The sequence below is a fragment of the Geodermatophilus nigrescens genome (genome assembly GCF_900129495.1).
Taxonomy (GTDB): Bacteria; Actinomycetota; Actinomycetes; order Mycobacteriales; family Geodermatophilaceae; genus Geodermatophilus; species Geodermatophilus nigrescens.
In genome coordinates, this window is sequence record NZ_FQVX01000003.1 from 961,719 (window position 1) to 975,732 (window position 14,014).

Annotated in this window: 10 protein-coding genes; 8 read left to right on the top strand and 2 right to left on the bottom strand. The window is 75.0% G+C overall.

Annotated features, from left to right (window positions below; all coding sequences use genetic code 11):
* The first annotated feature begins 18 nt into the window (after nucleotides 1-18).
* Nucleotides 19-2,568 carry an alpha-glucan family phosphorylase gene (glgP, locus tag BUE37_RS18280; protein WP_073421737.1) on the top strand — a complete coding sequence of 850 codons (2,550 nt, stop codon included), beginning with the start codon at nucleotides 19-21 and terminating at the stop codon, nucleotides 2,566-2,568.
* A gap of 111 nt (nucleotides 2,569-2,679) precedes the next feature.
* Nucleotides 2,680-3,690 (top strand): FHA domain-containing protein, encoded by a 1,011-nt coding sequence (locus BUE37_RS18285; RefSeq protein WP_073421738.1) that lies wholly within the window; start codon nucleotides 2,680-2,682, stop codon nucleotides 3,688-3,690.
* A 54-nt stretch (nucleotides 3,691-3,744) separates the two neighbouring features.
* Here BUE37_RS18285 and glgX read toward each other — a convergent pair whose 3' ends face one another.
* Entirely contained in the window at nucleotides 3,745-5,892 is a 2,148-nt protein-coding gene (gene glgX, locus BUE37_RS18290) for a glycogen debranching protein GlgX (RefSeq protein WP_073421739.1), read from the bottom strand.
* Between the two features lie 108 nt (nucleotides 5,893-6,000).
* On the opposite strand from glgX, the gene BUE37_RS18295 reads away from it, so the two are divergent.
* The 6 genes from BUE37_RS18295 to BUE37_RS18320 all read left to right on the top strand — a co-directional run bounded on the left by BUE37_RS18295 (nucleotide 6,001) and on the right by BUE37_RS18320 (nucleotide 11,731).
* A complete protein-coding gene (locus BUE37_RS18295) occupies nucleotides 6,001-6,768 on the top strand; it encodes an ABC transporter ATP-binding protein (RefSeq protein ID WP_073422009.1) in 768 nt (255 codons plus the stop codon).
* 28 nt (nucleotides 6,769-6,796) lie between these two features.
* The gene (locus tag BUE37_RS18300) at nucleotides 6,797-7,585 is read left to right on the top strand and encodes an enoyl-CoA hydratase/isomerase family protein (protein WP_073421740.1); all 789 of its coding nucleotides are present in this window, start codon (nucleotides 6,797-6,799) and stop codon (nucleotides 7,583-7,585) included.
* A 153-nt stretch (nucleotides 7,586-7,738) separates the two neighbouring features.
* Entirely contained in the window at nucleotides 7,739-8,857 is a 1,119-nt protein-coding gene (locus tag BUE37_RS18305; RefSeq protein ID WP_245794713.1) for an ABC transporter substrate-binding protein, read from the top strand.
* Between the two features lie 77 nt (nucleotides 8,858-8,934).
* A complete protein-coding gene (locus BUE37_RS18310; protein WP_245794715.1) occupies nucleotides 8,935-9,756 on the top strand; it encodes an ABC transporter permease in 822 nt (273 codons plus the stop codon).
* Nucleotides 9,753-10,646, top strand: a complete 894-nt coding sequence (locus tag BUE37_RS18315) for an ABC transporter permease (RefSeq protein ID WP_245794717.1) — start codon at nucleotides 9,753-9,755, stop codon at nucleotides 10,644-10,646. The genes BUE37_RS18310 and BUE37_RS18315 overlap by 4 nt, the downstream gene beginning before the upstream one ends.
* Entirely contained in the window at nucleotides 10,643-11,731 is a 1,089-nt protein-coding gene (locus BUE37_RS18320) for an ABC transporter ATP-binding protein (protein WP_083628844.1), read from the top strand. Before BUE37_RS18315 ends, BUE37_RS18320 begins: the two co-directional genes overlap by 4 nt.
* A 3-nt stretch (nucleotides 11,732-11,734) precedes the next feature.
* Here BUE37_RS18320 and BUE37_RS18325 read toward each other — a convergent pair whose 3' ends face one another.
* The gene (locus BUE37_RS18325) at nucleotides 11,735-13,876 is read right to left on the bottom strand and encodes a serine/threonine-protein kinase (RefSeq protein ID WP_073421742.1); all 2,142 of its coding nucleotides are present in this window, start codon (nucleotides 13,874-13,876) and stop codon (nucleotides 11,735-11,737) included.
* Between the last annotated feature and the right edge of the window lie 138 nt (nucleotides 13,877-14,014).

Sequence of the window (14,014 nt, forward strand, 5' to 3'; positions counted from 1 at the left end):
CCTGACTAGGCTCGCGCCGTGCGAGCACTCCGTCGGTTCACCGTCCGGGCGGCCCTCCCCGAGGCCCTCACACCCCTGTCCCAGCTGGTCATGAACCTGCGCTGGTCCTGGCACGCCGAGACCCGCGACCTGTTCGAGACGCTGGACCCCGACCTCTGGCGCCGGTGCGGCAACGACCCGGTGAAGGTCCTGGGGGAGGTGTCGGCCGAGCGGCTGGCCACGCTCTCCACCGACCGCCGGTTCCTGCGCCGCCTCCAGGACGTCGTCGACGACCTCGAGGACTACCTGTCCGCCGAGCACTGGTACCAGTCGCTGGGGCCCGACGCCCCGCGGTCGATCGCCTACTTCTCCGCCGAGTTCGGCATCACCGAGGTGCTGCCGCAGTACTCCGGCGGCCTGGGCATCCTCGCCGGTGACCACCTGAAGGCCGCCTCCGACCTCGGCGTCCCGCTGATCGGCGTCGGGCTGCTCTACCGGGCCGGCTACTTCGAGCAGGGTCTGTCGGCCGACGGCTGGCAGCTCGAGCACTACCCCTCGCTCGACCCGCACGGCCTGCCGGTGAAGCTGCTGCGCCAGCCCGACGGGTCGGCCGTCGTCATCTCCGTGCCGCTGCCCGAGGGCCGCACGCTGCACGCGCACGTCTGGCGGGCGCAGGTCGGCCGGGTCTCGCTGCTGCTGCTCGACAGCGACATCGAGGAGAACACCCCGGCCGAGCGCGTCGTCACCGACCGGCTCTACGGCGGCGACGAGGACCACCGGCTGCGCCAGGAGATGCTGCTCGGCATCGGCGGCGTGCGGGCGCTGCGCGCCTACTGCCAGCTCACCGGCACCCCGCAGCCGGAGGTGTTCCACGCCAACGAGGGCCACGCCGGCTTCCAGGGCGTCGAGCGGATCCGCGAGCTCACCGAGTCGCACGGGCTGACCTTCACCGAGGCGCTGCAGGCCGTCCGCGCGGGCACCGTGTTCACCACCCACACGCCGGTCCCGGCGGGCATCGACCGCTTCCCGCGGGCGCTGATCGAGCGCTACTTCGCCGGCTTCGGCGTCCCGCTCGAGCACCTCATCCCGCTCGGCGCCGAGGACGACCCGGCGAAGTTCAACATGGCGCACATGGGCCTGCGGCTGGGCCAGCGGGCCAACGGCGTCAGCGAGCTGCACGGGCACGTCAGCCGCGGGATGTTCAGCGACCTGTGGCCGGGCTTCGACGAGACCGACGTCCCGATCGGCTCGATCACCAACGGCGTGCACGCCCCCACCTGGACCGCCCGGGAGCTCGTCGAGCTCGGCACCCAGACCTCCCGCAGCGGCGACCCGTTCGAGGGCGCCGGCGCCGCGGTGTTCGACGGCGTGGACCGGATCCCGGCGCTGGAGCTGTGGAACACCCGCCGGATGCTGCGCGGGCGGCTGGTTGAGGAGGTCCGCCGCCGGCTGCGGGAGACCGCGCTGTCGCGCGGCGCGGCCGAGGCCGAGGTCGGCTGGACCGACACCGCCTTCGACCCCGACGTCCTCACCATCGGCTTCGCCCGCCGGGTGCCGTCCTACAAGCGGCTCACCCTCATGCTGCGCGACCCCGAGCGGCTGCGGGCGCTGCTGCTGGACCCCGACCGGCCCGTGCAGCTGGTCATCGCAGGCAAGAGCCACCCGGCCGACGACGGCGGCAAGCAGCTGATCCAGCAGATGGTGAAGTTCGCCGACGACCCGGCCATCCGGCACCGCATCGCGTTCCTGCCCGGCTACGACATCGGCATGGCCCGCTACCTCTACTGGGGCTGCGACGTCTGGCTGAACAACCCGCTGCGGCCGCTGGAGGCCTGCGGCACCTCGGGCATGAAGGCCGCGCTCAACGGCGGGCTCAACCTCTCCATCCGCGACGGCTGGTGGGACGAGTGGTTCGACGGCCAGAACGGCTGGGCGATCCCGACCGCCGACGGCGTCAGCGACCCGACCCGCCGCGACGACGTCGAGGCCCGCGCCATCTACGACCTGCTGGCCACCCAGGTGCTGCCGCGGTTCTACGAGACCGACCGCGACGGCATCCCGACCCGCTGGGTGGAGATGGTGCGGCACACGCTGCGCGAGACCGGGCCGAAGGTGCTGGCCACCCGGATGGTCCGCGACTACGTCGAGCACCTCTACGTCCCGGCCGCGGGCTCGGCCCGGTCGATGGCCGACGGCGGCTACGCCCCGGCGCGCGACGAGGCGCAGTGGCGGGCCCGGCTGCTGGAGAACTGGAGCAGCGTGCGGGTGGCGCACGTGGAGGCCACCGGCGCCGGTGACACCCCGGAGATCGGCTCGACGCTGGCGCTGCGCGCCGAGGTGGAGCTGCCGCACCTGACGCCGGGCGACGTCGAGGTGCAGGCCGCCTACGGGCGGGTCGACGACGCCGACGGGCTGCACGAGGTGACCACGGTGCCGATGGCGCACGAGCACACCGAGGGCTCCCGGCACTGGTTCACCGCCACGCTGCCGCTGGAGCGCACCGGCGCCTTCGGCTACACCGTGCGCGTGCTCCCGCACTCCGAGCACCTGGCCGACCCGGCCGAGCTGGGGCTGGTCCGCTCGGCCTGACCCGGGATCACCCGTCACGCCGGTCGCAGCGTCCCCACCGGGCGCGCGCGACCGGCGTGGCGGTGGCCGCCGGGCCGCGCGGACCCCGGCCCGGTCACTAGGCTGGCGCGCATGCCCGACCGCTGTGAAGTCCTGCCCGGAGACGCCGTCGTCGCCCGACGCGGCGGTGGCCTGCTCTGGGTGGACGCTCCCGGCTCGCCGGCGCTCGTCGCCGCCCTGCACGCCTGCCTGGGCGTCGCCGGCCCCGGCGCCGACCGCGTCCTGGCCGCCGTCGCCGCGCAGGTGCACTCCCTGGGGAGCGGGTCGGCGTCCTTCGCGCTCGTCCTGACCGACTCCCAGGGTGGCGCGGGCACCGGCGTCGCGCTCTGGTCGGGCAAGGGCCAGCCCGCCGTCGACGGCGTCCCGGTCTCCGGCCAGCCCACCGAGGGCTGCAGCCTCGCCGCGGGCTTCCCGCTCGGCGGCACGCTGTACGTCGGCCCCGGCCAGGCCGCCCCGTCGATGCCGCCCGGCGTCGCCTACGACCTCACCGAGGGCACCGTGCCCGGCTCCGGCGCGCTGCTGCACCTCGCCGCCGCCGCGTCCGCCGGCGCCGCGGTCCCGCCGTCGGCCCCCGCGCAGCCGTCGTCGTTCACCGCCGGCTCCGACGCCGGGTTCGCCGGCCCCTCCTCCTTCGGCGCCGCGCCGTCCTACACCCCGGGCGGCTCCTCGGCCGCGTCGTCGGCGCCCTCCCGCGCCGACGAGGGCGAGGAGACGGCGTTCTGGAAGCCCGACAGCGCCTCCGCGCCGGTGCTCCGGTTCGACGACGGCCTCGTCGTCACCGTCGACGAGGACCTGGTGCTCGGCCGCCGCCCCGACAGCCACGAGCTGGTGACCGCGGGCAACGCCCGCCCGGTGCCGATCGCCGACACGCAGAACGTGCTGTCCTCGGCGCACGCCGCCATCCAGCGCCAGGGCCGCGAGGTCACCCTCACCGACCTGGGCTCGCTCAACGGCACGCACGTCGCCGGCCCCGAGGCCACCGAGTGGACGCAGCTCGAGCCCGGCGTCGCCCACCCGCTCTCCGACGGCGACCGTCTCCTGCTCGGCTGGACCGTGATCACGTACGAGCAGCCGCAGGAGTAGCGGCACCGCTCCCGGCGAGAGCCCCGGTCCCCGCGGACCGGGGCTCTCGCCGTGTCAGGGCCGGCGCAGGACGCGCAGCAGCCAGACGCAGCGCGCGGGGACCTCGATTGGGCCGGGCGCGACGACGGCCGGGCGCGGGGGGACGCCGGTCGGGTACTCGGTGCTGACGACGAACTCGTAGCCGTCGGCCCACGGCGGCCCGGGCAGGTGCACGGTCACCGGGTCGGGGCCGGCGTGCAGCTGCACCAGGTAGGAGTCGTCGACCACCCGGCGGCCGCGGGCGTCGCGGTGCCGGATGCCGCGCCCGTCGAGGTACATGCCGACGGTCTGCAGGCCGCCGTCGAACCACTCCGCCGTCGTCAGCTGCCCGCCGCCCGGGGCGAACCAGGCGACGTCGCGGGTGCCGCCGGTGCCGGGGATCTCGTGGCCCTCGAAGAACGCCTCCTGGCGCAGCACCGGGGCGCCGCGGCGGACCGCGACCAGCCGGCTGACGAACTCCAGCAGCTCGCCGTCGACGGCCTCCCAGTCGATCCAGGAGATCTCGTTGTCCTGGCAGTAGGCGTTGTTGTTGCCGCCCTGGGTGCGGCCGAGCTCGTCGCCGGCGGTGAGCATCGGCACGCCGGTGGACAGCAGCAGCGTGGCCAGGTGGTTGCGCACCTGCCGGGCGCGCAGGGCGGTGACCTCCGGGTCGTCGGTGGGGCCCTCGACGCCGCAGTTCCAGTTGCGGTTGTGGCTCTCGCCGTCGCGGTTGTCCTCGCCGTTGGCCTCGTTGCGCTTGTGCTCGTAGGTGACGAGGTCGGCCATGGGGAAGCCGTCGTGCGCGGTGACGAAGTTGACGCTGGCGAAGGGCCGGCGGCCGTCGGAGCGGTAGAGGTCCGACGAGCCGGTCAGCCGGTAGGCGAGGTCGCGCACGCCCACCCGGGCGCCGGACCACACGTCGCGCACCGTGTCGCGGTACTTGCCGTTCCACTCGGTCCACAGCGGCGGGAAGTTGCCCACCTGGTAGCCGCCCTCGCCGATGTCCCACGGCTCGGCGATGAGCTTCACCTGGCTGACCACCGGGTCCTGGTGGACGACGTCGAAGAACGCCGACAGCCGGTCGACGTCGTGCATCGAGCGGGCCAGCGCCGCGGCGAGGTCGAACCGGAAGCCGTCGACGTGCATCTCGGTGACCCAGTAGCGCAGCGAGTCCATGAGCATCGCCAGCACCTGCGGCCGGCGGACGTCGAGGGTGTTCCCGCACCCGGTGTAGTCGGTGTAGCGGGCCCGGTTGGCGCCGTCGAGCCGGTAGTAGCCGGGGTTGTCGATGCCGCGCAGCGACAGCGTCGGCCCGGTCGAGTCGCCCTCGGCGGTGTGGTTGTAGACGACGTCGAGCACGACCTCGATGCCCGCGGCGTGCAGCGCCTTGACCATCGCCTTGAACTCGGTCACCTGCGCGCCGCCCGAGCCCGCCGAGCTGTAGCCGGCGTGCGGGGCGAAGTAGCCGAGGGTGTTGTAGCCCCAATAGTTGGTCAGGCCCCGGCGCAGCAGGTGCGGCTCGCTGACGAACTGGTGCACCGGCAGCAGCTCGACGGCGGTGACGCCCAGGGACTGCAGGTGCTCGACGAACGCGGGGTGCGCGAGGCCGGCGTAGGTGCCGCGCAGCGCCGGGGGGACGTCGGGGTGGCGCATCGTGGCGCCCTTGACGTGCACCTCGTAGATGACGGTGTCCGACCACGGCGTCGCCGGCCGCCGGTCGCCGTCCCACGGGAAGGAGTCGTGGACGACGACGCCGCGCGGCACGAACGGCGCGGAGTCGCGCGGGTCGGGGGAGGCGGCGTCGACGCCGTCGGGGCGGAAGCCGAACAGCGCCGGGTCGAGGGCGAGCTCGCCGTCGACGGCGCGGGCGTAGGGGTCCAGCAGCAGCTTGGCCGGGTTCCACCGCGACCCGGCGCCCGGGTCGTAGGGGCCGTGCACCCGGTAGCCGTAGCGCTGGCCGGGGCCGACGCCGGCCAGCCGGCCGTGCCACACCTGGTGGGTGGTCTCCTGCAGCCGGTGGCGGGACTCGGTCCCGTCGGGGTCGAACAGGCACAGGTCGACGGCGCTCGCCCCTGCCGACCACAGCGCGAAGTTGGTGCCCGTGCCGTCCCAGTGCGCGCCGAGCGGCGCGGGGGAGCCGGGCCACACCTCCGGGCCGCCGCTGCCGTGCTCAGGAGTCCTCACGCCGCGATCGTGCCCGGTCCGCCTCCCGGGCGGCGGGACCAGGGGTGCTGTTTGGATGGGGCCGTGTCGAGCAGCGCCGCACCCCCCGGAGCCGAACCGGTCGTCGAGATGCGCGGGGTGGACGTCGTGCGCGGCACCTCGCACCTGCTGCGCGGGGTCGACTGGACCGTCCTGCCCGACCAGCGCTGGGTGGTCCTCGGTCCCAACGGCGCGGGCAAGACGACGCTGCTGCAGCTGGCCGGCGCGCACATGCACCCGACCCGCGGCGAGGTGCGGCTGCTCGGCGAGACGATGGGCGCCGTCGACGTCTTCGAGCTGCGGCCGCGGATCGGCCTGACCAGCGCCGCCCTGGCCCAGCGCATCGAGCCGGGCGAGCGCACCGGCGACGTCGTCCTGTCGGCGGGCTACGCCGTCGTCGGGCGGGGCAGGGAGCGCTACGACATCCACGACCTCACCCGTGCGGCGCTGCTCATGCAGCAGTGGGGCGTGCAGTCGATCGCCCACCGGCCGTTCGGCACGCTCAGCGAGGGGGAGCGCAAGCGGGTGCAGATCGCCCGCGCGCTCATGCCCGACCCGGAGCTGCTGCTGCTCGACGAGCCCGGCGCCGGCCTCGACCTCGGCGGCCGCGAGGACCTGGTCAGCCGGCTGTCCGACCTCGCCCGCTACCTGTTCGCCCCGGCGCAGGTGCTGGTCACCCACCACGTCGAGGAGATCCCGCCGGGCTACACGCACGCGCTGCTGCTGCGCGGCGGCGGGGTGGTGGCCTCCGGCCCGCTCGGCCAGGTGCTCACCGGCGAGACGCTGTCGGAGACCTTCGGCCTGCCCCTGCAGCTCACCCGCGACGACGGCCGGTTCACCGCCCGCCGCCGGTCCTGACGCCTCCTGCCTGGCTAGGGTGCCGGGCATGGCTGGAACACCGGAGTTCGTGACCCTGTCGGTCGAGGACGGGGTGGGCACGATCCGCCTCGACCGGCCGAAGATGAACGCCATCGACGAGCAGCTGCACACCGAGGTGCGCGCCGCCGCGGTGCAGGCCGCCGAGCGCGCCGACGTCCGCGCGGTGGTGCTCTACGGCGGCGAGCGGGTGTTCGCCGCGGGCGCCGACATCAAGGCCATGTCGCAGCTCGACGGCACCGCGATGGTCGCCTGGGGCCGCGAGCTGACGAACTCCTTCACCGCCGTCGCGCGGATCCCCAAGCCCGTCGTCGCGGCGATCACCGGCTACGCCCTCGGCGGCGGCTACGAGCTCGCGCTGTGCGCCGACTTCCGGGTCATGGGCGCCGGGGCGAAGGTGGGCCAGCCCGAGATCCTGCTCGGCGTCATCCCCGGCGCCGGCGGCACGCAGCGCCTGGCCCGCCTGGTCGGCCCGGCCAAGGCGAAGGACCTCGTCTTCACCGGCCGGCACGTCGGCGCGGAGGAGGCCCTGGAGATGGGCCTGGCCGACGCCGTGGTCCCCGACGCCGAGGTGTACGACACCGCCGTCGCCATGGCGCGCAAGTTCGCCGCCGGGCCGCCGCTGGCCCTCGCGGCGGCCAAGCGGGCGGTCGACGAGGGGCTGGACCTGCCGCTGCAGGGCGGCCTGGAGCTGGAGAGCCGGTTGTTCGCCGAGCTCTTCGACACCGAGGACCAGGCCACCGGCATGCGCTCGTTCCTGGAGAGCGGCCCGGGCAAGGCGACCTTCACCGGCCGCTGAGGGCTTCCCGTCGCCGACTGTTCCGCCGCCGGCCACCGGATCCCGCCTCCCGGACGGTCCGGTTCTGTCACCATCCGCACGGCCTTCCGGCCGTTCCGTTCCCTTCCCCTGGAGGACCCCGTGCGAAGCACCCCCACCCTGAGGACCGCGTCCGTGCTGGCGGCCGCTGCCCTCGTGCTCACGGCCTGCGGAGGGGGGAGTGACGACGGCGGCTCCGGCGGCGGGGGCGGCGGCGACGCGGCGAGCGCGCGCTCGGCCGAGGACCTCGGCGGCATGGACGCCCTGGTCGAGGCCGCGCAGGCCGAGGGCGAGCTCAACGTCATCGCGCTCCCGCCGGACTGGGCGAACTACGGCGAGATCATCTCCGCCTTCGAGGAGGAGTACGGGATCACCGTCAACAGCGCGCTGCCCGACGGCTCCAGCCAGGACGAGCTCAACGCCGTCGAGAGCCAGCGCGGCCAGGACCGGGCGCCCGACGTGCTCGACCTCGGCACCGCCTTCGCCCGCCAGGCGCAGGCCCAGGACCTCCTCGCGCCGTACCAGGTGGAGACCTGGGACGAGATCCCCGAGGGCCAGAAGGACCCCGAGGGCCACTGGTACAACGACTACGGCGGCTACATCTCCATCGGCTGCAACGCCACGGTGATCGCCGAGTGCCCGACCAGCTTCGCCGACCTGCTCGACCCGCAGTACGCGGGCCAGGTCGCGCTCAACGGCAACCCCACCCAGGCCGCGGCCGCGTTCGCCGGCGTCTGGGCGGCCTCGCTGGCCAACGGCGGCAGCCTCGACGACATCGGCCCGGGCATCGACTTCTTCGCCCAGGTGAAGGAGGCCGGCAACTTCAACCCGGTCGAGATCACCCCGGCCACCATCCAGAGCGGTGAGACGCCGCTGGCCATCGACTGGGACTACCTCAACGCCGGCCTGACGGAGACCCTCGCCGCCGACGGCGTCGAGTGGCAGGTCGCCGTCCCGAGCGACGGCCTGTTCGGCGGCTACTACAGCCAGGCGATCAGCGCCTACGCCCCGCACCCGGCCGCGGCGCGGCTGTGGCAGGAGTTCCTCTACTCCGACCGCGGCCAGAACCTCTACCTGGCCGGCGGCGCCCGCCCCGTCCGGCAGGCCGCGATGGAGGAGGCCGGCACCGCCGACGCCGAGGCGCTCGCCGCCCTGCCGCCGGTCGAGGGCACCGCGGAGTTCCCGACCCAGGAGCAGGAGACCGCCGCGCAGCAGGTGGTCGCCACCCGCTGGAACCAGGAGATCTCGGGCTGAGCACCGTCGTCGAGAGCCCCGCGCCGGCGTCCCCCCGGGGGCGCCGGCGCGGGCGTCTGCTGCCCCTGCTGGGGATCGTGCCGTTCCTGCTCTACGTCGCGGTCTTCCTGCTGCTGCCGGTCGGCGTGCTGGCCGTCGAGGCCTTCCGCGCGGTCGACCCGGTCACCTTCGAGGAGTCCTGGTCGACGGCGAACCTCGGCGCGATCGCCGAGGGCGCCTACGCCCGGTCCTACGCCGGGAGCCTGCGGCTGTCGGCGATCACCGCGGTGCTCGGCGCCGTGCTCGGGCTGGCGCTCGCGTTCGCCGTCGTCACCAGCCGCCGCGGCCGCCTGCTGCGCCGCCTGGTGCTCACCGCGTCCGGCGTGCTGGCCAACTTCGGCGGCATCCCGCTGGCGTTCGCCTTCATCGCCACGATCGGCACGCAGGGCGTGGTCACCGCGGTGCTCACCGGCCCGCTCGGGCTCGACGGCTTCTCGCTGTACTCGATGACCGGCCTGGCGCTGGTCTACCTCTACTTCCTGGTCCCGCTGATGGTGCTGACGATCGTCCCGGCGATCGAGGCGCTGCGGCCGCAGTGGCGGGAGGCCGCCGAGGTGCTCGGCGCGAGCCGCTGGCAGTACTGGCGGCACGTCGGCGGGCCGGTGCTCGCCCCGCCGGTGCTCGGCGCCACGGTGCTGCTGTTCGCCTCCGCGTTCGCCGCCTACGCCACCGCCCGCGCGCTGGTGGGCAGCAGCGTGCCGCTGGTGACCCTGCAGATCGCCGACTCGCTGTCGAGCAACGTGATCGTCGGCGCGGAGAACCTCGGCAAGGCGCTGGCACTCGGGATGGTCGTCCTCGTCGGCCTGGTGATGGTCTTCTACACCTGGGTGCAGCGGCGCGCGTCGCGGTGGCTCGCGTGAGCGCCACCTCCGCCGGCCTGTCCACCGCGGCGGTCGCCGGCGCCGGCGGGGTGGAGCCGGAGACGCCGGTCCGCGCCGCCCGCCGCGGCCGCGGCTGGTGGCGCTGGGCGGTGTTCGCCGTCCTCGGCCTGTACTTCCTCGTCCCGCTGGCCGCCTCGACGTGGTTCACCCTGCGCAGCCGCGACGGGGTCACCGCCGACGTCTACACCGGCATCCCGACGGCGGAGGGGTTCGCCGAGAACCTCGGCCGCTCGCTGCTGCTCGGCGTGCTCACCGTGGTGATCGCGCTGCTGCTCATGGTGCCCACGGTGGTGCTCGTGGAGCTGCGGCTGCCGCGCTGGCGGCCGGTGGTCGAGCTGCTCACCCTGGTGCCGCTGCTGCTGCCGCCGATCGCGCTGGTGGTCGGCGTGCGCAGCGTGCTCGCCTGGGCGCCCGACCACTTCTACGGCACCCCGCTGGCCGAGGCGTTCTTCGCGCTCCAGGAGCCGGCGCTGCCGTGGATCCTGGTGCTCGTCTACGTCGTGCTGGCGCTGCCGTTCGTCTACCGCGCGCTCGACGCCGGCGTCCGCGGCGCGCAGCTGCGCACGCTCACCGAGGCGGCGCGGGTGCTCGGCGCCTCGTGGCCGCGGCTGATGCTCACCGTCGTCCTGCCGGTGCTGCGCACGTCGGTGCTCAACGCCGCCTTCATCACGCTCGCGCTGGTGATCGGCGAGTTCACCGTCGCCAACATCCTCGGCTTCGAGACCTTCCCCACCTGGATCGTGCGCATCTCGGGCTCCCAGCCGCGGCTGTCGGTCGCGGTCTCGGTGCTGTCCCTGCTGCTCACCTGGGCGCTGCTGCTGCTCATCTCCGCGCTGGACCGCCGGCGCCGCGAGGAGGACCCCGCATGACCGCCGTCCGACCGGCCGCGCCGGCCGACCTCCGGGAGGCGCCGGGCGTCGCCGTCCGGCTCGAGGGGCTGACGCGCCGCTACGGGTCGGTGCTCGCCCTCGACGGCCTGGACCTGGAGATCGCCGGCGGGGAGTTCCTCGCCCTGCTCGGCCCGTCGGGCTGCGGCAAGACGACGGCGCTGCGGGCCATCGCCGGCTTCGAGGTGCCCGACGCCGGCCGGATCCGGTTCGACCGCCGCGACGTCACCGGGCTGCCCCCGGCCAAGCGCGACGTCGGCATGGTGTTCCAGGCCTACAGCCTGTTCCCGAACATGACCGTGGCCGACAACGTCGCCTACGGCCTGCGGGTGCGCCGACGGGACAAGGCCGAGCGGGCGGGCCGGGCCGCGGAGCTGCTCGAGCTGGTCGGGCTCGCCGACCGCGGCGGCCGCTACCCGCACCAGCTCTCCGGCGGGCAGCAGCAGCGGGTGGCCCTGGCCCGCGCGCTCGCCGTCGCCCCGCAGGTGCTGCTGCTCGACGAGCCGCTGTCAGCCCTCGACGCCCAGGTGCGCGTGCAGCTGCGCGAGGAGATCCGCCGCATCCAGCTCGAGCTCGGCACCACCACGGTGTTCGTCACCCACGACCAGGCCGAGGCCCTGTCGGTGGCCGACCGGGTCGGCGTCATGCGCGCGGGGCGGCTGGAGCAGGTGGCCTCGCCCGACGAGCTCTACGAGCGCCCGGCGACGGCGTTCGTGGCCGGCTTCGTCGGCACGATGAACCGGATCCCGGCGCAGCTCGGCGACGGCGACGTGGAGTTCCTCGGCGTGCGCCGCGAGGTCCTCGGCGCCACGGCGGCGGCCGGCCCCGCGACCGCGCTGGTGCGCCCCGAGGCGCTCACCGTGACCGCCGACCCGGACGGCGCCGGCCGCGTGGTCACCCGCACCTTCTCCGGCGCCACCACCCGCCTGGCGGTCGCGCTGCCCGACGGCGTGGAGGTGCAGGCCGACGTCGCGAGCGCCGACAGCCAGGGCCTCACCCCCGGCACCGCGGTCACCGTCACGCCGGCCGAGCGGCCGGTGCTCGTGGAGCCCGCGTCCGCGGACTGAGGCTCACGCGGTCAGCTGGTAGACCACGACCGTGGCCTCGTTGAGGTTGGTGACGTAGGCGCGCTCGCCGTCGGGGGAGACCGCGACGCTGGTCGGCCCGTCGCCCGTGTACGGGTTCGCGGTCACGGTCAGCGTCTCGGCGTCCACCACGGACATCGTGTCGGACCCCACGTCGGCGGTGTAGAACCGGCGCCCGTCCGGCGCCCACGTCAGGTCCTGGGGGCTCGTGCCGACGGGCCCGTAGTCGACGACGTCCCCGGTCGTGGCGTCGATGACGTGGACGTCGCTGCTGTCGTAGGCGACGACGGCCACGCGGGTGCCGTCCGGGGAGACCGCGACGCTGTGCGGTGAGACCCCGGCGGGGATCTGCTGCAGCACCCGGCCGCCGTCGGTGAGGTCCAGCACCGAAAGCACGTTCGACTCGTGGTTGGCCGTCCAGGCGCGCGTCCCGTCGGCGGAGACGGCGATCCAGTGCGGGTTGCGCGGGACGTCGTAGGAGTCGACGTCCGTGGCCGTCGCGGTGTCGAGGACCTCCACCCGGCCCTCGTCGTGCAGTGGCACGTACAGCCGCGTCCCGTCGGGGGAGGTCTCCGGCGCGTAGGGCCGCAGGCCGACCTCGACCGTGTCGATCACCTCGTTGGTGGCGGTGTCGACGAACGCGACGTGGTTCTCGGTGTAGTCGGCGTTGGTGACCGTGATGTAGGCGCGGCTGCCGTCGGGGGAGAAGGTGACGAACTGCGGCGGCCCGGCCTCGATCCGGATGCGCGAGACCACCTGCAGGGAGTTGGTGTCGAAGACGCTGACGATGCCCTCCGCGCGGTGGGCGATGTAGGCGTAGCGGCCGTTGGGCGCGACCGCCATGTAGCCCGGCGTGGGCGGGACCGAGATGGGCCCACCCAGCTGGGTGGGCACGGCCACGCTGGGGGCGGGTCCGGCGCTCGGCCGGGGCGGCGCGGTGGTGCTGTCGGGGGCCAGCGTCCCGGACGCCTCCCCGCTCGTCCCGGCCGCCGCGGCGGGGTCGCCGTCGCCTCCCTCGGGCCACAGCCACCAGGTGAGGCCGCCGGCGGCGAGCACGAGCGCGGCCGCCGCGGCCAGGGCGGCGCGGCGGGCACGGCCGCGGCGGGCCGGCCGGCCGGCCGGGACCGGCCCCGGCGGCACCGGCCCCGGCGGCACCGGTCCCGGCGGCGGGGCGAGCGGCTGCACGGAGCTGTGCGCGCCGTCGCGGGAGTGCACCCCGAGCACGGTGGGCGCCGCGCCCGACAGCCCTGCACCCGGCAGCCCGGCGGCCGGGACGGTCCGCGCCGGCGCCTCCCGCGGGGCCCCCCGCGCGCCGTCCCGCAGCGCCTCCCGGGCCGCCGCGATCAGGGCGGTGGGGGTGGGGTAGCGGTCCTCGGGCCGCTTGGCCATCCCGCGCGCGACGACGTCGTCGAGCCCGGGCGGCAGCCCCGGCACCACGTCGCTGGGACGTGGCGGCTCGGCGTAGAGGTGCGCGTAGAGCAACGCCGGCAGGTCCTCGCCGCCGAAGGGCTTGCGCGCGGTCAGCGTCTGGGCGAGCACGCAGGCGAGCGAGTAGACGTCGACCCGGCCGTCGATCGGCTGGTCGGTGAAGCGCTCGGGCGCCATGTAGTCCAGCGTCCCGACGGTGGCGCCCGTGATGGTCAGCGACGTCCGCGTGCTGCCCACCGACCGGGCGATGCCGAAGTCGACGACGTAGACGAAGTCGTTCGGGGTCACCAGCACGTTGCTCGGCTTGACGTCGCGGTGCACCAGGCCGTCGGCGTGCGCGGCCTCGAGCGCCTCGGCGACCTGGGACAGCAGCGCCAGCGCCCGCGCGGGCGGCAGCGGCCCGTCGCGCAGGATCGCGCCGAGGTCGCGGCCGTCGACCAGCCGCATGTCGATGTAGAGCCGGCCGTCGATCTCGCCGAAGTCGTGGATGGGGACGACGTGCGGCTCGCGCAGCCGGGCGGCGACGTGCGACTCGCGGCGGAAGCGCTGGGCGAACTCCGCGTCGTGGTTGAGCGCCTCGGGCAGCAGCTTGAGGGCCACGAGCCGGTCGAAGCGGGTGTCGCGGGCCCGCCACACCTCGCCCATGCCGCCGGCGCCGATCATCTCCTCCAGGACGTAGCGGCCGAACTCGCGGGGCATGGGCGCGCTCCTCGGCTGCCCGGCCCGCGGACCGCGGCCGGGCGTGGACGTCCGGGTCGCGCGGAGACTAGGAACCGCGGCGTCCCGCCGGGAGCCGCGTCCGCCCGGCGCCGGCTCCCCGCCCGGCGGGACCGCCGC